This window comes from Paracoccus sp. Arc7-R13, assembly GCF_004010775.1.
GTDB classification, from domain to species: Bacteria; Pseudomonadota; Alphaproteobacteria; order Rhodobacterales; family Rhodobacteraceae; genus Paracoccus; species Paracoccus marcusii.
Map to the genome: position 1 here is coordinate 1 of NZ_CP034816.1, position 16,361 is coordinate 16,361.

The window sequence follows — 16,361 nt, forward strand, 5'->3', positions numbered from 1 at the left end:
TTGGAACGAAAGCGCTTAGAATTGGAACAGTTCCCAGAACGTCGCCTGCAAGGAACCTGGGTCCAGACCGAACGGTCCGCCCATGAAGCCTGGATGAACCTTATCGCCAAATCTCCGGTCGGCGCTCAGATCATGCATGCACTGACAGCCAGGCTCGGGGATCATAATGCTGTCGTGATCTCCCAAGTGGCGCTTGCCAAGATAATTGGACGCTCTGAGCGCGCAGTCCGGACAGCCCTGTCCGTCCTGAAGGCAGATAACTGGATTGAGGTCCGGCAACTTGGAAATGCTGCAACGGTGAACGCTTACATCGTCAATGATCGCGTGGCCTGGACAGGAAAGCGTGATGGCATCCGCTACAGCCTGTTTTCGGCAGCGGTCGTCGTTTCCGAAGAGGAACAACCGGATCGCGACAGCCTTGGCCATCAGGCCGCATTGCGGCGTATCCCGGATCTGCTTCCAGGAGAGATGCAGCTGCCATCAGGCGAAGGTCTTCCCCCGGTCTCGCAACCCATTCTGGAAGGGATGGAGCCGGATCTTCCAGCCCGCCAGAGATCTTATGATCCGCAAACCGGCAAGCGACTGGATTGACATCAACCGCCTGTCAGGCGCGCCCACAGCCCCCGTGGGCGCGATCTAGTTTCCCGCTCACCATCACTAGGTGGCGGCAAAAGCCGCATCTTCTCTTCTTCGGCTTGGTCCAAGCGCTTTCGGAGATCCAGGACCGTTGTCTGAAGGTCGTCGACACGCGCCTGCAACGCCTGCTTCAAATCTTCTCGGCCAGCCCTTTCGGCCTCCAGAAGCTCCTTAAGGTGTTTCACCCGCAACTCGACCTCGGACATGTCCCGTCCTGTCCCGTCCACTGTGTTTAGGACACCTCCGGACGCCACAGGACGGCTTGAATCCGGCGTGGTATTCCTGTCCGTTTCTGTCCTATCGACTCTGTCCCATGCCCCATCAATGGACAGAGAGAAGGGGAAAACACGGTGCAGCTCGGAGGGATCGATCTGATATCCACCCTTCTCATTCCGACCAGCGGACAGCTTTCCTTCCTTTATAGCGGTTTGAATTGTAGATTTTCCTCGCCCGCAGAGTTGCGCGGCCTCTCGCAGTGAAAGCATTGTCATACTGGCTGTCCCGCTATGTCTATCTCGCCTTGGTTGTGCTGTCCGAGATGTGTCCTACACAGAACCACCACAGGACAGGATCGCGCAATAGCAAAACCATCTCCCTCGTTGACGGGACACATTAAGGACAGATGACAGGACACTGATCGGACACACAAAAATGTCCTTCTTTGCGTATCTGATGGGGTGTGGGATGGTTCATAAACTGAGTGTCTTGGTAATTCAGTGCAAATGTATTACATATTGGTACAAGTCATCTTAGTTAGGAGCTTCTCATGCCGCGCACCACGTCCGTCTCGCTCGGTGAGCATTTCAGCGGCTTCATCAGCGCCCAGGTCGATGCCGGCCGCTACGGCTCGGCCAGCGACGTGGTCCGGGCGGGACTGCGGCTGCTGGAGGAGCATGAGGCGAAGGTCAAAGCCCTGCAGGACGCCCTGGTTGTGGGCGAGCAGTCCGGGGAGCCGCGCCCCTTCGACTTCGATAGCTTCAAGGCGCGGAAGCGGGCGGAGTTCGAGGCCGGATGAAACCCCTCGCCTTCTCGCCAGCGGCAGAGGCGGATATCGACGGCATCTGGGATTACAGCGCGAAGACCTGGGGGCCGGACCAGGCGGATCGGTACACCGACGAAATCCGCGATGCCTGTCTGGCCCTGGCCCATGACCGCAAACAGGGTCGCCCCGTCGATGTGCGCCCCGGATACCTGCGGCTCTCGACCGGATCGCATGTGATCTACTACCGGGATCGGGGCGACCGACTGGATGTCATCCGGTTCTGCACAATCGCATGGATGCCGACCGCCATCTCTGACCGAACTTGCAGAGTGATGCCTTCTTTCCCTTGGGACCAGGATGCAGAATGGTCATGCAGGAAACAGCGTCAGGGACAACGCGGATGAGGATGAGCTGGTAGGGTGTTCTGTTGTCCGCGCTGCTGGTCTTGGCGGGCGGCCCCGCCATCGCCAATCAGCCGAGCGCGCCCCCTCGGAACCCTTTGCCCTCTGTCCGCCGGTCGTGCGGAAGTTTCTGGAAGCGGTCGGGCTTTCGCCGGAGCTGCCGGACTATGCCCGGCCGATGGTGGTGATCGACACTCAGGGCCACCGCTCGACTGCCTGCCCCGAACGCTGCCTGCTCGGGAGCATGCCCAAGCCGCGGCGTTTCTGCATCAGAGCGGCATCATCAATGGCCCAGGACCAGGAGGCGGGATCCGTCTGCCGGATCGGTGAGGCGCGTCTCCAAGAGACGTCCTTCATCGGCCTCATCCTGTCTTATGACCTGGCCTGGATGAATAACCCGACCTGCCTACAGCAGGCGCAGCAGGACCTGGACGTGCTGCAGGATCGGTCGCCCGGAACGCCCCCTCACTCAACCCTGACCCTGCCTTCCTCCTCGTAATGGGTGTTATGCGCCGGAGCTGGGAACAGGGTGGGGATCAGCGCAGGGTTGTGGGGGTGGGTCACAAAAAGACAGGTGCTTCGCACTCGACCTGCTTTTTAAAAGCTTCTAATGTAACACTTCTGTGACAATTCAATTTTTAGTCTGGGAAGTTTTATGTTTTTTGACGACACAGCTAAGCCGCCTAACAACCACTATGGCTCTAAGCGTTTTTTGCTTTGTCTATTTTATTTGTTTTTACTGTTTTATTTATTTTTTGGTTGGTCAAAAAACCTCTGGATCATCTCTATTGATCACGGTTTTTTTAATTTTTTTGGCGAAATAACACGTCAATCTTGGGCATTGGACACATTGATTGTCCAGATGTTCCGTACCAACACGGCTAAAATCGTGCCGTTGCTTGCTTGCATCGTCTGGCTGCTGTTTGAGCGTAGACGCCAAGGAAAGAGTATTGAATTCTTTATCTTGCTGCTTATAGGATCGTTTCTAGCGATGACCGTGTCTCGCATAATGCAAAATTTTTCTGCCTACCGCCCACGTCCTCTTCACAATTCCAATATTGAATATCAGTTGCCCTTTGGCATTGAAATTTCCGCTCTCGAAGGTTGGAGTTCCTTTCCGAGCGATACGAGTGCACTTGCTTTTGCTATCGCATCCGGAATTTTTTTGGCATCCAAACGTTTAGGTGTTGTAGCGTTCCTATGGACTATTATTGTAGTAGCGTTTCCAAGAGCTTATGCTGGTCTGCATTACCCGAGCGATCTTGCGGGTGGCGCTTTAATTGGCCTGCTTTGCACCACAGGATTTGCTCCATTAATTCTTCATGCAGTCACACAAAAAGTAAAAGGTATTAATGATAAATGGATGCCTCTTCTATGGACATTAGTATTTTTATATCTGTTCCAGATGGGCACAATGTTTGACGATGTTCGGCGCTACGGGTCCTTTTTAAAGGAAATTATTGGGGTTTAGGATTAATACCTATGTCTTCTCTTTTGGACTGGAAGCAGCAGAATACCTATAGGGCCTCCTAAATCTACCATCGTTTCATATCACGGACCCGTCGTCCTCTGCCCTAGACCCAGAGGACCCTGCCAGATCACACTGAAGATCGACATTCCTTGGCGGTTTCGGGCACGGTTTCGGGCGGGGGCGGTTCTGCGATGGCGGATGCGATCATTCCGTCGAACAATCCAAGATCGTGCAGCCTGGCCTGAGTGACGTCCCAAACCCACTAACGGCTTTCCAGCAATTCTCTGCTTTCCCGAGTGAGATGGTTAACATCGCCGAAGCTGTAATTGCTTCTTTCGTTCGCGCACCGTGCCGGTAGTTTCCATTCGTCCTTCCTGCCCGTGCGCGATCGCCTGTGCCATGCATTCGGCAGACTGTCCAGCTTGGCACTGCCGGCACACCCTGATTCGCTTGCTGTGACCGACTTCAGCGGCGCCGGCTGGCGGGGCTGCCATTCGCGGAATCACGAAGCGGAAAGGGCGCGGTTCTTGGTGAGGGCAAGCGGGAAGTGGTAGAACCACCGCCCGCCCGCCCTTTCGGCGACGATCTTCAGCCCTAAAGACAGCAGGATAGCGGCGACCGTTACAAGAGGCACGCCCAGCATCGAGATCACCATTCCCCCTTGGGTTGCCTTCGCCAGAAGTGCAGCAAGAACGGCCACGATTGGCGAGTGCGCAACATAGATGCCAAGCGTGTTCTGCCCCAGATACACAGGAACGCGCCGAATGAGGTCAAAGCTGCACAGAAAAATCGACATTGCCAGTCCGACGACGATGCCCAAAATCGCCATCAGGAAGGTCATCGTTCCCATCACCGGCGTGGCAAAACTGCCTTTGTAGATGATCGCAAAGGCCACGCCGAAGGCCAGCAACGACAGTGGGAACGTCGCCGGGTGGCGAAGCGTGTCAGAGTTGATCAGCGGTTTTGCATACCATGCGCCGAACAGGAACATGGGCAGGAACTTTAGAACGTTGTTATGGGCATAATTCGCGAACTCGATTAGCCCCATGTAGGTTACTAGTGACAGCATCAGCGCCACAACGAAGATTGCGTCCCTGCGCACCGTCTCTCCGGCGCGGGCGATGCAGAAATAGATCGCGAGCGCCCAGATGAACCATAGAACGCTGCTGGGACTGTAGAAGAATTCGACCCACCTGTTGGCTGCCGGTGCCGACGTCAGAGGCGATACCGTTTCCCACAGCAGGTGAATGACGGACCACAGTACGAACAGGTAAATGAGCCCCGCCACTTTCCTGTAGAAAGCGTCAGTGCTTGCGCTTCGGGCCGATTTCTTCATTAGAAAGCCCGAGATGAAAAAGAACATTGGCATCCGGATCGGCGACATGAAGTTGTTGAGCAGCCAGTAATGCGCATCCGCCATATTCTGGCGGTCCAGAGCCATCGTCGCGTGAAACACAACGACCAAGGCAATAGATATTCCCTTAGCAAAATCAAGGTGATCAAGGCGGTTCTGCAGGGTCATCTGTCAACGAATCCTTTGCTGCTCCACGTAACCGCCCGATGAGTACATTTGAGGTTGCCAAAGTCTCAGGGCCAACGCCAAAAAATTGCAGTTTCGCGGGTCAAGTAGCAGGCTTGTTGCCTGCTGTCGCCCCTCAAGCGGTTTTTAAGCGGGAGGTCCAGGAGGGAGGATCTGGCGAAGCGGAACGGCCACGAAAACGGCCGGCGCTGGTTCCCCGCTCTGGCTGATCGGCTGCATCTGGGCGCGGTCGTGGCGAAGTGCGCGCGCTTCTGTGCCAGGCCTCATGCAAGAGGGCTTGTACGGATATAACCAGTATGCCTAATGCCAACTATTACCTCAATAATAAAAAATCCCCACCCATATTTCTTTGGATGGATTTTGTCCGGGGAATAGCTATTCTCGCAGTGATCTCGCTTCATTCCATTACTATAGCTGAAAAGCAAGGTTTCATTCCAAGCGAGGTTTGGAAAACCTGAACGAAACCCTGTCTCTATTTCGGATGCCAATTCTAGTATTTTGTCTGGTATGCTCTTATCAAGATCACTTACTAAACCGAGTCAGGCCTACCTAATGGATAAAATAAGAGGGATTTTATGGCCATTTCTTGTATGGTCAACGATCTATTGCGTCGTTATTGATATCCATTTTAGTAGCATATGGGAGCTTAGAAAGCTCTACACAGGTGGAAGTAATCTGTGGTTTCTTTTTTTTACATTCATTTATTATCTTGCAGCAAAGCCATTGGATAGAATAAACCCTCTTCTAGTTTCTGCTTTAGCCTTGTCATTGTCTTTTTCGTCACCGGATGGTGAAAATATTAGGAGCAAATTTTATATTTAATGTCATTTTTCTTTTTGGGCGCTTATACGAGTCATCGTTTTATTTATCTAATAAAATTTCTAGTTTCACGGTGGATCTAGTTGTTGGCCGCCATTGTAATTGGTACTTCTATCGCAACGGCAATGTACGAATTAAAATTCGGTCCAAATTGGACAGCTTTGTCATTTGCCGGCGTTATCTTCTTCAGCGCAATGGCACAAAGAATAGAAAATACCGGTATCAGCGCGGTGGTGAACTGGGTTGGCCAGCGGTTGATCGTTTTTTACGTAAGCCACGCGATTTTTATTGTGCTGACATATGATGTTCTATCTTACCTTGGCGTGACCAGCTATGCGGCAGCTGCAAGCGCTGCGATCTCTTTTGCCCTTCTCGGGGGCTGCGCTTTGTAAGCGCGACGCGGCCCCCCTCCTGCCGCGCCGTGAGAGCCACGGATACAAGTAGTCTTTTCATCATAAATATCCATCTATCAGCGTAAATTTATATAAATATATCAATGGTTCATTTATAAAATGAACCATTGATTAAAAAATAGAGTTACCAGACAACGTCTATCACGCGCCCGTCGCTGTGCTGACAAACGCCCACGCCGCCGCTGGTCGTGAAACCACTCGCATCAGCATATTGCAGCTGACAGGACAAAGAAGATCCTCGCGAACCGATCATGACGGCAACGGCATCGCCTGTAGAACTTGATCCAAACACCGATTCTCCGGACCAGGTGGTAGCCGTCATCGTTCGATTACCTCGCTGAACGGCTTTGCCTTGGAAGGTTTCGCTGCCGATCACAGCAGTCAACGTGTCGCTATCCATTCCTTGCTGATAGGAAAACTGAACCGCTTCGCCTGTGCCGCGCGTGACCCCCTGCATAGTGCCTGAGCAAGCGGATAGCCCAAAAAAGAAAGCAACGGGCCATGCCCTCGAAAGCAAGTTCATCGTGAGATCCCTTATCTGAAACCGGTCACACCATCGGATAGGATGGTCCTCACAAGCAAGCGAGGTTTACAACCCTGACGTGCTTTTTTTGCTTAAGATTTTCCGGCGCATAACACCCCATATCCGCCAGAGCGCAGCCAGAGGCTGAAGCGCCACTCTGCACCAGGCACCGTCTCACCAGAAAATCCGTCCGTTGCCACCAGCGCGACGGTCCAGATCCAGACCCGCCTCAAAGGCAGATTTGGTGCTCTCTGGGGATAACCCTTTCCCCTTCTTGCCTGATCATCCCCATTCCCGCGTGGCGCTCACCGAGGCGTCCCGAGCTTGCCAAACGACATTTCAAAGTCAAAGCGCGCTGACAGGGAACAACCGGGCCAGTCCGCGCCGGTCGGCGCTTGCTCCCCGGGGGCTGCTTCGCCCGACACGGCCCGTCCCGGTTGTTCCCTGTAGATCATTAGAAGGCAGAAAAATAAGGTGCTGTTTCTGAACAATTATTTTTATAACGACCGGCACCACGGTTCCGGTCGACCGGCACCACCGTTCCGGTCTTCTTTTGTTCTACCGGCACCACCGTTCCGGTATACCGGCACCACCGTTCCAAAAAATGGAATGAGATGTAAATTTCAAGTTGCCATTAGTAGATCCGTACGGCAGCGTGATTCCTGATTTTGGAACGAAAGCGCTTAGAATTGGAACAGTTCCCAGAACGTCGCCTGCAAGGAACCTGGGTCCAGACCGAACGGTCCGCCCATGAAGCCTGGATGAACCTTATCGCCAAATCTCCGGTCGGCGCTCAGATCATGCATGCACTGACAGCCAGGCTCGGGGATCATAATGCTGTCGTGATCTCCCAAGTGGCGCTTGCCAAGATAATTGGACGCTCTGAGCGCGCAGTCCGGACAGCCCTGTCCGTCCTGAAGGCAGATAACTGGATTGAGGTCCGGCAACTTGGAAATGCTGCAACGGTGAACGCTTACATCGTCAATGATCGCGTGGCCTGGACAGGAAAGCGTGATGGCATCCGCTACAGCCTGTTTTCGGCAGCGGTCGTCGTTTCCGAAGAGGAACAACCGGATCGCGACAGCCTTGGCCATCAGGCCGCATTGCGGCGTATCCCGGATCTGCTTCCAGGAGAGATGCAGCTGCCATCAGGCGAAGGTCTTCCCCCGGTCTCGCAACCCATTCTGGAAGGGATGGAGCCGGATCTTCCAGCCCGCCAGAGATCTTATGATCCGCAAACCGGCAAGCGACTGGATTGACATCAACCGCCTGTCAGGCGCGCCCACAGCCCCCGTGGGCGCGATCTAGTTTCCCGCTCACCATCACTAGGTGGCGGCAAAAGCCGCATCTTCTCTTCTTCGGCTTGGTCCAAGCGCTTTCGGAGATCCAGGACCGTTGTCTGAAGGTCGTCGACACGCGCCTGCAACGCCTGCTTCAAATCTTCTCGGCCAGCCCTTTCGGCCTCCAGAAGCTCCTTAAGGTGTTTCACCCGCAACTCGACCTCGGACATGTCCCGTCCTGTCCCGTCCACTGTGTTTAGGACACCTCCGGACGCCACAGGACGGCTTGAATCCGGCGTGGTATTCCTGTCCGTTTCTGTCCTATCGACTCTGTCCCATGCCCCATCAATGGACAGAGAGAAGGGGAAAACACGGTGCAGCTCGGAGGGATCGATCTGATATCCACCCTTCTCATTCCGACCAGCGGACAGCTTTCCTTCCTTTATAGCGGTTTGAATTGTAGATTTTCCTCGCCCGCAGAGTTGCGCGGCCTCTCGCAGTGAAAGCATTGTCATACTGGCTGTCCCGCTATGTCTATCTCGCCTTGGTTGTGCTGTCCGAGATGTGTCCTACACAGAACCACCACAGGACAGGATCGCGCAATAGCAAAACCATCTCCCTCGTTGACGGGACACATTAAGGACAGATGACAGGACACTGATCGGACACACAAAAATGTCCTTCTTTGCGTATCTGATGGGGTGTGGGATGGTTCATAAACTGAGTGTCTTGGTAATTCAGTGCAAATGTATTACATATTGGTACAAGTCATCTTAGTTAGGAGCTTCTCATGCCGCGCACCACGTCCGTCTCGCTCGGTGAGCATTTCAGCGGCTTCATCAGCGCCCAGGTCGATGCCGGCCGCTACGGCTCGGCCAGCGACGTGGTCCGGGCGGGACTGCGGCTGCTGGAGGAGCATGAGGCGAAGGTCAAAGCCCTGCAGGACGCCCTGGTTGTGGGCGAGCAGTCCGGGGAGCCGCGCCCCTTCGACTTCGATAGCTTCAAGGCGCGGAAGCGGGCGGAGTTCGAGGCCGGATGAAACCCCTCGCCTTCTCGCCAGCGGCAGAGGCGGATATCGACGGCATCTGGGATTACAGCGCGAAGACCTGGGGGCCGGACCAGGCGGATCGGTACACCGACGAAATCCGCGATGCCTGTCTGGCCCTGGCCCATGACCGCAAACAGGGTCGCCCCGTCGATGTGCGCCCCGGATACCTGCGGCTCTCGACCGGATCGCATGTGATCTACTACCGGGATCGGGGCGACCGACTGGATGTCATCCGGTTCTGCACAATCGCATGGATGCCGACCGCCATCTCTGACCGAACTTGCAGAGTGATGCCTTCTTTCCCTTGGGACCAGGATGCAGAATGGTCATGCAGGAAACAGCGTCAGGGACAACGCGGATGAGGATGAGCTGGTAGGGTGTTCTGTTGTCCGCGCTGCTGGTCTTGGCGGGCGGCCCCGCCATCGCCAATCAGCCGAGCGCGCCCCCTCGGAACCCTTTGCCCTCTGTCCGCCGGTCGTGCGGAAGTTTCTGGAAGCGGTCGGGCTTTCGCCGGAGCTGCCGGACTATGCCCGGCCGATGGTGGTGATCGACACTCAGGGCCACCGCTCGACTGCCTGCCCCGAACGCTGCCTGCTCGGGAGCATGCCCAAGCCGCGGCGTTTCTGCATCAGAGCGGCATCATCAATGGCCCAGGACCAGGAGGCGGGATCCGTCTGCCGGATCGGTGAGGCGCGTCTCCAAGAGACGTCCTTCATCGGCCTCATCCTGTCTTATGACCTGGCCTGGATGAATAACCCGACCTGCCTACAGCAGGCGCAGCAGGACCTGGACGTGCTGCAGGATCGGTCGCCCGGAACGCCCCCTCACTCAACCCTGACCCTGCCTTCCTCCTCGTAATGGGTGTTATGCGCCGGAGCTGGGAACAGGGTGGGGATCAGCGCAGGGTTGTGGGGGTGGGTCACAAAAAGACAGGTGCTTCGCACTCGACCTGCTTTTTAAAAGCTTCTAATGTAACACTTCTGTGACAATTCAATTTTTAGTCTGGGAAGTTTTATGTTTTTTGACGACACAGCTAAGCCGCCTAACAACCACTATGGCTCTAAGCGTTTTTTGCTTTGTCTATTTTATTTGTTTTTACTGTTTTATTTATTTTTTGGTTGGTCAAAAAACCTCTGGATCATCTCTATTGATCACGGTTTTTTTAATTTTTTTGGCGAAATAACACGTCAATCTTGGGCATTGGACACATTGATTGTCCAGATGTTCCGTACCAACACGGCTAAAATCGTGCCGTTGCTTGCTTGCATCGTCTGGCTGCTGTTTGAGCGTAGACGCCAAGGAAAGAGTATTGAATTCTTTATCTTGCTGCTTATAGGATCGTTTCTAGCGATGACCGTGTCTCGCATAATGCAAAATTTTTCTGCCTACCGCCCACGTCCTCTTCACAATTCCAATATTGAATATCAGTTGCCCTTTGGCATTGAAATTTCCGCTCTCGAAGGTTGGAGTTCCTTTCCGAGCGATACGAGTGCACTTGCTTTTGCTATCGCATCCGGAATTTTTTTGGCATCCAAACGTTTAGGTGTTGTAGCGTTCCTATGGACTATTATTGTAGTAGCGTTTCCAAGAGCTTATGCTGGTCTGCATTACCCGAGCGATCTTGCGGGTGGCGCTTTAATTGGCCTGCTTTGCACCACAGGATTTGCTCCATTAATTCTTCATGCAGTCACACAAAAAGTAAAAGGTATTAATGATAAATGGATGCCTCTTCTATGGACATTAGTATTTTTATATCTGTTCCAGATGGGCACAATGTTTGACGATGTTCGGCGCTACGGGTCCTTTTTAAAGGAAATTATTGGGGTTTAGGATTAATACCTATGTCTTCTCTTTTGGACTGGAAGCAGCAGAATACCTATAGGGCCTCCTAAATCTACCATCGTTTCATATCACGGACCCGTCGTCCTCTGCCCTAGACCCAGAGGACCCTGCCAGATCACACTGAAGATCGACATTCCTTGGCGGTTTCGGGCACGGTTTCGGGCGGGGGCGGTTCTGCGATGGCGGATGCGATCATTCCGTCGAACAATCCAAGATCGTGCAGCCTGGCCTGAGTGACGTCCCAAACCCACTAACGGCTTTCCAGCAATTCTCTGCTTTCCCGAGTGAGATGGTTAACATCGCCGAAGCTGTAATTGCTTCTTTCGTTCGCGCACCGTGCCGGTAGTTTCCATTCGTCCTTCCTGCCCGTGCGCGATCGCCTGTGCCATGCATTCGGCAGACTGTCCAGCTTGGCACTGCCGGCACACCCTGATTCGCTTGCTGTGACCGACTTCAGCGGCGCCGGCTGGCGGGGCTGCCATTCGCGGAATCACGAAGCGGAAAGGGCGCGGTTCTTGGTGAGGGCAAGCGGGAAGTGGTAGAACCACCGCCCGCCCGCCCTTTCGGCGACGATCTTCAGCCCTAAAGACAGCAGGATAGCGGCGACCGTTACAAGAGGCACGCCCAGCATCGAGATCACCATTCCCCCTTGGGTTGCCTTCGCCAGAAGTGCAGCAAGAACGGCCACGATTGGCGAGTGCGCAACATAGATGCCAAGCGTGTTCTGCCCCAGATACACAGGAACGCGCCGAATGAGGTCAAAGCTGCACAGAAAAATCGACATTGCCAGTCCGACGACGATGCCCAAAATCGCCATCAGGAAGGTCATCGTTCCCATCACCGGCGTGGCAAAACTGCCTTTGTAGATGATCGCAAAGGCCACGCCGAAGGCCAGCAACGACAGTGGGAACGTCGCCGGGTGGCGAAGCGTGTCAGAGTTGATCAGCGGTTTTGCATACCATGCGCCGAACAGGAACATGGGCAGGAACTTTAGAACGTTGTTATGGGCATAATTCGCGAACTCGATTAGCCCCATGTAGGTTACTAGTGACAGCATCAGCGCCACAACGAAGATTGCGTCCCTGCGCACCGTCTCTCCGGCGCGGGCGATGCAGAAATAGATCGCGAGCGCCCAGATGAACCATAGAACGCTGCTGGGACTGTAGAAGAATTCGACCCACCTGTTGGCTGCCGGTGCCGACGTCAGAGGCGATACCGTTTCCCACAGCAGGTGAATGACGGACCACAGTACGAACAGGTAAATGAGCCCCGCCACTTTCCTGTAGAAAGCGTCAGTGCTTGCGCTTCGGGCCGATTTCTTCATTAGAAAGCCCGAGATGAAAAAGAACATTGGCATCCGGATCGGCGACATGAAGTTGTTGAGCAGCCAGTAATGCGCATCCGCCATATTCTGGCGGTCCAGAGCCATCGTCGCGTGAAACACAACGACCAAGGCAATAGATATTCCCTTAGCAAAATCAAGGTGATCAAGGCGGTTCTGCAGGGTCATCTGTCAACGAATCCTTTGCTGCTCCACGTAACCGCCCGATGAGTACATTTGAGGTTGCCAAAGTCTCAGGGCCAACGCCAAAAAATTGCAGTTTCGCGGGTCAAGTAGCAGGCTTGTTGCCTGCTGTCGCCCCTCAAGCGGTTTTTAAGCGGGAGGTCCAGGAGGGAGGATCTGGCGAAGCGGAACGGCCACGAAAACGGCCGGCGCTGGTTCCCCGCTCTGGCTGATCGGCTGCATCTGGGCGCGGTCGTGGCGAAGTGCGCGCGCTTCTGTGCCAGGCCTCATGCAAGAGGGCTTGTACGGATATAACCAGTATGCCTAATGCCAACTATTACCTCAATAATAAAAAATCCCCACCCATATTTCTTTGGATGGATTTTGTCCGGGGAATAGCTATTCTCGCAGTGATCTCGCTTCATTCCATTACTATAGCTGAAAAGCAAGGTTTCATTCCAAGCGAGGTTTGGAAAACCTGAACGAAACCCTGTCTCTATTTCGGATGCCAATTCTAGTATTTTGTCTGGTATGCTCTTATCAAGATCACTTACTAAACCGAGTCAGGCCTACCTAATGGATAAAATAAGAGGGATTTTATGGCCATTTCTTGTATGGTCAACGATCTATTGCGTCGTTATTGATATCCATTTTAGTAGCATATGGGAGCTTAGAAAGCTCTACACAGGTGGAAGTAATCTGTGGTTTCTTTTTTTTACATTCATTTATTATCTTGCAGCAAAGCCATTGGATAGAATAAACCCTCTTCTAGTTTCTGCTTTAGCCTTGTCATTGTCTTTTTCGTCACCGGATGGTGAAAATATTAGGAGCAAATTTTATATTTAATGTCATTTTTCTTTTTGGGCGCTTATACGAGTCATCGTTTTATTTATCTAATAAAATTTCTAGTTTCACGGTGGATCTAGTTGTTGGCCGCCATTGTAATTGGTACTTCTATCGCAACGGCAATGTACGAATTAAAATTCGGTCCAAATTGGACAGCTTTGTCATTTGCCGGCGTTATCTTCTTCAGCGCAATGGCACAAAGAATAGAAAATACCGGTATCAGCGCGGTGGTGAACTGGGTTGGCCAGCGGTTGATCGTTTTTTACGTAAGCCACGCGATTTTTATTGTGCTGACATATGATGTTCTATCTTACCTTGGCGTGACCAGCTATGCGGCAGCTGCAAGCGCTGCGATCTCTTTTGCCCTTCTCGGGGGCTGCGCTTTGTAAGCGCGACGCGGCCCCCCTCCTGCCGCTTCTGATCTGACCGGGCCATTTTCTGTACGCATGAGCGTTGGAGGTGTTGGTTTGGAACGAGACGGCAAAGTGGGCGTCCATTTGGACGGCCCAGGGGACGGCAGGGTTTCTCGGCTAGAGGTGATCGAGGGGCCGAGCGGGCGTCGGCGGCGCACGAAGGCGGAGCGGGCGCGGGTCGCTGCGGAGAGCCTGGTGCCGGGGGCCTCGGTAACGGATGTCGCGCGGCAGCACGGGACGACGCGCTGGCAGGTCTACGACTGGCGGAAGAAGTTGCGGACGGGGCAGCTTGTCGTGCCCGAGAGCGTGGCGGCCCTGCCGATGTTTGCAGAGTTGGTCGTCGAGGGTCCCGCAGCGGCGATGCCGGCAGAGACGGAGGTCGCCACCGGCGTGGAGATCGTTGTCGGCGATGTCGTGATCCGCGTCGGGGCCGACGCCGATGAGATCCTGCTGACCAGGTCCATCCGGGCGGCGCGGACGGCGACATCATGATGCTCGGTCAGGGAGGGCCAACAAAGGTCTATGTGGCGACGCGCCCGGTGGACTTCCGCAAGGGGATCGATGGCCTCGCGCTGGCGGTGCAGGAGATGTCCGGGCTCGATCCATTCTGTGGGGCGGTCTTCGTCTTCCGCTCGAAACGGGCGGACAGGATCAAGCTGCTGGTTTGGGATCAGACCGGAATGGTGCTCGTTCACAAGCGCCTTGAGGGAGGCAAGTTCGTCTGGCCGCAGATGCGGGACGGAGTGATGCGGATCTCCTCGGCGCAGCTGGCGGCTCTGTTCGAAGGGTTGGATTGGCGGCTGGTGCGGCCGGAACGGGCGCGGCGTCCGCTGGTCGCAGGGTGAGCGGGCGGACGCACGGGAATTCCCTGTTTTTGCTAGCCAGAACCGCGTTTGCGTGATTCACTCCGAGGCATGGATGCCGATGCCCTCAGCCGTGAGAACGCTCATCTGAAGGCCCGCCTGACCGAGGTCGAGGCGGCGCTCGTGGAGGTGCAGGAGGCCAATCGTCGGCTGGAGGGCATCCTGCGGGCATCGCAGCGCGAGCGCTTCGGCAAGAGTTCCGAGAAGCTGTCACCCGACCAGTTCAATCTGCCGCTCGAGGATGCCGAACTGGCCCAAGGCGTCCTCGCGGCCGCGCAGGAAAAGGCAGAGGCCGCGCTTGCCCAAACGCGCGGGGAAGAACCTCGCAAGCCCGCGCGCAACCGCGGGCATCTGCCGGCGCACCTGCCCAGGGTCGAGCGCGTGATCGAGCCCGCCAGCATCCAATGCCCCTGCGGCTGCGGTGAGATGGCCCGGATCGGGGAAGATATATCCGAGCGGCTCGACGTAATCCCGGCGCAGTTCCAGGTGCTGGTGACGCGGCGCCCGAGATACGCCTGTCGCCGCTGCTCGCAGGCCGTCGTGCAGGCGCATGCCCCTGAGCATGTCGTCCCTGGCGGGCTGCCGACCGAACGGCTGATCGCGTGGATCATCGTCTCGAAGTTCGGCGACCACCTTCCGTTCTACCGCCAAGCGGGGATCTTCGAGCGGCAAGGTCTCCACCTCGACCGTGGCACACTCGGCAACTGGACGGGGCGCGCCTGCTTCCACCTGATGCCTGTCATCGACCACATGAAGGCTCATCTGCGCAGCGCCGACCGGATCTTCGTGGACGAGACCCGCGCGCCGGTGCTCGATCCGGGCCGGAAGGCTACCAAGAGCGGCTACTTCTGGGCCGTCGTGTCCGACGATCGCGGCCATGGCGGTGTCGGTCCGCCCATCGTGCTGTTCCACTACGCCCCCGGCCGAGGACGGGAGCATCCGCTAAAGTTCCTCGCCGGATACCGCGGCCGGTTCCTGCAATGTGACGCCTACCAGTCCTACAACGCGCTGACCGAGATCACGCGCGATGAGGGGCCGTGGCAGTTGGTCAATTGCTGGACCCATGTCCGCCGTCGCTTCGTGAAGCGCTTTGAAAGCGAGGGCTCGCCCATCGCCGAGGAGATGCTGCGCCAGATCGCATTGCTGTATCAGATCGAGAAGACCGTGCGCGGCCAGGCTCCCGCCGACCGTCTCGCCGTCCGGAGCGCCCAGGCCGCCCCGATCATCGCCGCGCTCAAGCCCTGGCTTGGAACTCAGCTGTCGCGCATCCCGCAGAAATCCCTTCTGGCCGAGGATATCCGCTATACCCTCGCGCATTGGCCCGGCCTGATCCGCTTCCTCGACGACGGCACCCTCGAGCTCGACACCAACCCGGTCGAAAACCAGATCCGTCCGATCGCGCTGACCCGCAAGAACGCCCTCTTCGCCGGCAACGAGGTCGGCGCCGAGAACTGGGCCATGCTCGCCTCGCTCGTCGCCACCTGCAAAATGGCCGGCGTGAACCCCGTCGACTATCTCGCCGACACCCTCCGCGCCATCCTCGACGGACACCCCAAATCCCGCATCGAAGACCTCATGCCCTGGCGGCACGCACAGCCGTCAAGCCTCACCGCATAGGGCCGCGACGTCGCGCTTACTGCGCTTTGGCTGTTTGGAAAGAAATTTGGAAACTGGCGTCTTGGCTATTTTCCTTACCTGGGTTAAGGCCACGGCTCCAAACTGTCCGACCTACCTAAGCCAACGGGCCGGGCCGGCACACCGTCGCTTGATCCGCTAACTT

The 16,361-nt window shown here is 55.5% G+C and carries 20 protein-coding genes and 2 pseudogenes; 15 read left to right on the forward strand and 7 right to left on the reverse strand.

The window, feature by feature from the left end:
- Positions 1 to 93: 93 nt before the first annotated feature.
- Positions 94 to 591: a helix-turn-helix domain-containing protein gene (locus EOJ32_RS19460; RefSeq protein WP_164871519.1), complete on the forward strand. Its 498-nt coding sequence runs from the start codon at positions 94 to 96 to the stop codon at positions 589 to 591.
- 2 nt (positions 592 to 593) lie between these two features.
- Here EOJ32_RS19460 and EOJ32_RS19465 read toward each other — a convergent pair whose 3' ends face one another.
- Together EOJ32_RS19465 and EOJ32_RS20725 are read right to left on the reverse strand one after the other, a co-directional pair.
- Entirely contained in the window at positions 594 to 842 is a 249-nt protein-coding gene (locus EOJ32_RS19465) for a hypothetical protein (protein ID WP_127899967.1), read from the reverse strand.
- A 153-nt stretch (positions 843 to 995) separates the two neighbouring features.
- Positions 996 to 1,127, reverse strand: a pseudogene (locus EOJ32_RS20725) (helix-turn-helix domain-containing protein); the annotation flags it as partial.
- Positions 1,128 to 1,402: 275 nt separating this feature from the next.
- Between EOJ32_RS20725 and EOJ32_RS19470 the strand changes: the two are divergent.
- The 4 genes from EOJ32_RS19470 (at position 1,403) to EOJ32_RS19485 (ending at position 3,490) form a co-directional block, all read left to right on the forward strand.
- Positions 1,403 to 1,651, forward strand: a complete 249-nt coding sequence (locus EOJ32_RS19470; RefSeq protein ID WP_127899968.1) for a type II toxin-antitoxin system ParD family antitoxin — start codon at positions 1,403 to 1,405, stop codon at positions 1,649 to 1,651.
- The gene (locus EOJ32_RS19475) at positions 1,648 to 2,022 is read left to right on the forward strand and encodes a type II toxin-antitoxin system RelE/ParE family toxin (RefSeq protein WP_206692794.1); all 375 of its coding nucleotides are present in this window, start codon (positions 1,648 to 1,650) and stop codon (positions 2,020 to 2,022) included. Before EOJ32_RS19470 ends, EOJ32_RS19475 begins: the two co-directional genes overlap by 4 nt.
- Entirely contained in the window at positions 1,976 to 2,518 is a 543-nt protein-coding gene (locus EOJ32_RS19480) for a hypothetical protein (protein WP_127899969.1), read from the forward strand. The genes EOJ32_RS19475 and EOJ32_RS19480 overlap by 47 nt, the downstream gene beginning before the upstream one ends.
- A gap of 156 nt (positions 2,519 to 2,674) precedes the next feature.
- A complete protein-coding gene (locus tag EOJ32_RS19485; RefSeq protein WP_127899970.1) occupies positions 2,675 to 3,490 on the forward strand; it encodes a phosphatase PAP2 family protein in 816 nt (271 codons plus the stop codon).
- A 502-nt stretch (positions 3,491 to 3,992) separates the two neighbouring features.
- Here EOJ32_RS19485 and EOJ32_RS19490 read toward each other — a convergent pair.
- Positions 3,993 to 5,012 carry an acyltransferase gene (locus tag EOJ32_RS19490; protein WP_127899971.1) on the reverse strand — a complete coding sequence of 340 codons (1,020 nt, stop codon included), beginning with the start codon at positions 5,010 to 5,012 and terminating at the stop codon, positions 3,993 to 3,995.
- A gap of 923 nt (positions 5,013 to 5,935) precedes the next feature.
- Here EOJ32_RS19490 and EOJ32_RS19495 point away from each other — a divergent pair.
- A complete protein-coding gene (locus tag EOJ32_RS19495) occupies positions 5,936 to 6,241 on the forward strand; it encodes a hypothetical protein (protein WP_127899972.1) in 306 nt (101 codons plus the stop codon).
- Positions 6,242 to 6,386: 145 nt separating this feature from the next.
- Here EOJ32_RS19495 and EOJ32_RS19500 read toward each other — a convergent pair whose 3' ends face one another.
- Complete coding sequence (locus tag EOJ32_RS19500) at positions 6,387 to 6,785, reverse strand: hypothetical protein (protein WP_127899973.1); 399 nt, start codon at positions 6,783 to 6,785, stop codon at positions 6,387 to 6,389.
- Between the two features lie 761 nt (positions 6,786 to 7,546).
- Between EOJ32_RS19500 and EOJ32_RS19505 the strand changes: the two genes are divergently transcribed.
- Positions 7,547 to 8,044 carry a helix-turn-helix domain-containing protein gene (locus EOJ32_RS19505; protein ID WP_164871519.1) on the forward strand — a complete coding sequence of 166 codons (498 nt, stop codon included), beginning with the start codon at positions 7,547 to 7,549 and terminating at the stop codon, positions 8,042 to 8,044.
- Positions 8,045 to 8,046: 2 nt separating this feature from the next.
- Here EOJ32_RS19505 and EOJ32_RS19510 read toward each other — a convergent pair whose 3' ends face one another.
- Positions 8,047 to 8,295: a hypothetical protein gene (locus tag EOJ32_RS19510; RefSeq protein ID WP_127899967.1), complete on the reverse strand. Its 249-nt coding sequence runs from the start codon at positions 8,293 to 8,295 to the stop codon at positions 8,047 to 8,049.
- A gap of 153 nt (positions 8,296 to 8,448) precedes the next feature.
- A pseudogene (locus EOJ32_RS20730) lies at positions 8,449 to 8,580 on the reverse strand (helix-turn-helix domain-containing protein); the annotation flags it as partial.
- A gap of 275 nt (positions 8,581 to 8,855) precedes the next feature.
- Here EOJ32_RS20730 and EOJ32_RS19515 point away from each other — a divergent pair.
- From EOJ32_RS19515 to EOJ32_RS19530, 4 genes are all read left to right on the forward strand, one after another.
- Entirely contained in the window at positions 8,856 to 9,104 is a 249-nt protein-coding gene (locus tag EOJ32_RS19515; RefSeq protein WP_127899968.1) for a type II toxin-antitoxin system ParD family antitoxin, read from the forward strand.
- Positions 9,101 to 9,475, forward strand: a complete 375-nt coding sequence (locus EOJ32_RS19520; protein ID WP_206692794.1) for a type II toxin-antitoxin system RelE/ParE family toxin — start codon at positions 9,101 to 9,103, stop codon at positions 9,473 to 9,475. Before EOJ32_RS19515 ends, EOJ32_RS19520 begins: the two co-directional genes overlap by 4 nt.
- Positions 9,429 to 9,971: a hypothetical protein gene (locus EOJ32_RS19525; protein WP_127899969.1), complete on the forward strand. Its 543-nt coding sequence runs from the start codon at positions 9,429 to 9,431 to the stop codon at positions 9,969 to 9,971. The genes EOJ32_RS19520 and EOJ32_RS19525 overlap by 47 nt, the downstream gene beginning before the upstream one ends.
- Before the next feature lie 156 nt (positions 9,972 to 10,127).
- Positions 10,128 to 10,943: a phosphatase PAP2 family protein gene (locus EOJ32_RS19530; protein ID WP_127899970.1), complete on the forward strand. Its 816-nt coding sequence runs from the start codon at positions 10,128 to 10,130 to the stop codon at positions 10,941 to 10,943.
- A 502-nt stretch (positions 10,944 to 11,445) separates the two neighbouring features.
- Here EOJ32_RS19530 and EOJ32_RS19535 read toward each other — a convergent pair.
- Entirely contained in the window at positions 11,446 to 12,465 is a 1,020-nt protein-coding gene (locus EOJ32_RS19535; protein ID WP_127899971.1) for an acyltransferase, read from the reverse strand.
- Positions 12,466 to 13,388: 923 nt separating this feature from the next.
- On the opposite strand from EOJ32_RS19535, the gene EOJ32_RS19540 reads away from it, so the two are divergent.
- From EOJ32_RS19540 to EOJ32_RS19555, 4 genes are all read left to right on the forward strand, one after another.
- Positions 13,389 to 13,694, forward strand: a complete 306-nt coding sequence (locus EOJ32_RS19540; protein ID WP_127899972.1) for a hypothetical protein — start codon at positions 13,389 to 13,391, stop codon at positions 13,692 to 13,694.
- A gap of 96 nt (positions 13,695 to 13,790) precedes the next feature.
- The gene (locus EOJ32_RS19545) at positions 13,791 to 14,210 is read left to right on the forward strand and encodes a transposase (protein ID WP_205963144.1); all 420 of its coding nucleotides are present in this window, start codon (positions 13,791 to 13,793) and stop codon (positions 14,208 to 14,210) included.
- On the forward strand, positions 14,207 to 14,563 hold the full coding sequence (tnpB, locus tag EOJ32_RS19550; RefSeq protein ID WP_071209476.1) for an IS66 family insertion sequence element accessory protein TnpB: 357 nt from the start codon (positions 14,207 to 14,209) through the stop codon (positions 14,561 to 14,563). The genes EOJ32_RS19545 and tnpB overlap by 4 nt, the downstream gene beginning before the upstream one ends.
- Before the next feature lie 69 nt (positions 14,564 to 14,632).
- Entirely contained in the window at positions 14,633 to 16,198 is a 1,566-nt protein-coding gene (locus EOJ32_RS19555) for an IS66 family transposase (RefSeq protein WP_127897300.1), read from the forward strand.
- Positions 16,199 to 16,361: the final 163 nt, after the last annotated feature.

What these genes read in the sequence shown, in the direction of transcription:
- EOJ32_RS19460 (WP_164871519.1), top strand. Translation starts at nt 94, where the DNA reads ATGAACCTTATCGCCAAATCTCCGGTCGGCGCTCAGATCATGCATGCA.
- EOJ32_RS19465 (WP_127899967.1), bottom strand. Translation starts at nt 842, where the DNA reads ATGTCCGAGGTCGAGTTGCGGGTGAAACACCTTAAGGAGCTTCTGGAG.
- EOJ32_RS19470 (WP_127899968.1), top strand. Translation starts at nt 1,403, where the DNA reads ATGCCGCGCACCACGTCCGTCTCGCTCGGTGAGCATTTCAGCGGCTTC.
- EOJ32_RS19475 (WP_206692794.1), top strand. Translation starts at nt 1,648, where the DNA reads ATGAAACCCCTCGCCTTCTCGCCAGCGGCAGAGGCGGATATCGACGGC.
- EOJ32_RS19480 (WP_127899969.1), top strand. Translation starts at nt 1,976, where the DNA reads ATGCAGAATGGTCATGCAGGAAACAGCGTCAGGGACAACGCGGATGAG.
- EOJ32_RS19485 (WP_127899970.1), top strand. Translation starts at nt 2,675, where the DNA reads ATGTTTTTTGACGACACAGCTAAGCCGCCTAACAACCACTATGGCTCT.
- EOJ32_RS19490 (WP_127899971.1), bottom strand. Translation starts at nt 5,012, where the DNA reads ATGACCCTGCAGAACCGCCTTGATCACCTTGATTTTGCTAAGGGAATA.
- EOJ32_RS19500 (WP_127899973.1), bottom strand. Translation starts at nt 6,785, where the DNA reads ATGAACTTGCTTTCGAGGGCATGGCCCGTTGCTTTCTTTTTTGGGCTA.
- EOJ32_RS19505 (WP_164871519.1), top strand. Translation starts at nt 7,547, where the DNA reads ATGAACCTTATCGCCAAATCTCCGGTCGGCGCTCAGATCATGCATGCA.
- EOJ32_RS19510 (WP_127899967.1), bottom strand. Translation starts at nt 8,295, where the DNA reads ATGTCCGAGGTCGAGTTGCGGGTGAAACACCTTAAGGAGCTTCTGGAG.
- EOJ32_RS19515 (WP_127899968.1), top strand. Translation starts at nt 8,856, where the DNA reads ATGCCGCGCACCACGTCCGTCTCGCTCGGTGAGCATTTCAGCGGCTTC.
- EOJ32_RS19520 (WP_206692794.1), top strand. Translation starts at nt 9,101, where the DNA reads ATGAAACCCCTCGCCTTCTCGCCAGCGGCAGAGGCGGATATCGACGGC.
- EOJ32_RS19525 (WP_127899969.1), top strand. Translation starts at nt 9,429, where the DNA reads ATGCAGAATGGTCATGCAGGAAACAGCGTCAGGGACAACGCGGATGAG.
- EOJ32_RS19530 (WP_127899970.1), top strand. Translation starts at nt 10,128, where the DNA reads ATGTTTTTTGACGACACAGCTAAGCCGCCTAACAACCACTATGGCTCT.
- EOJ32_RS19535 (WP_127899971.1), bottom strand. Translation starts at nt 12,465, where the DNA reads ATGACCCTGCAGAACCGCCTTGATCACCTTGATTTTGCTAAGGGAATA.
- tnpB (WP_071209476.1), top strand. Translation starts at nt 14,207, where the DNA reads ATGATGCTCGGTCAGGGAGGGCCAACAAAGGTCTATGTGGCGACGCGC.
- EOJ32_RS19555 (WP_127897300.1), top strand. Translation starts at nt 14,633, where the DNA reads ATGGATGCCGATGCCCTCAGCCGTGAGAACGCTCATCTGAAGGCCCGC.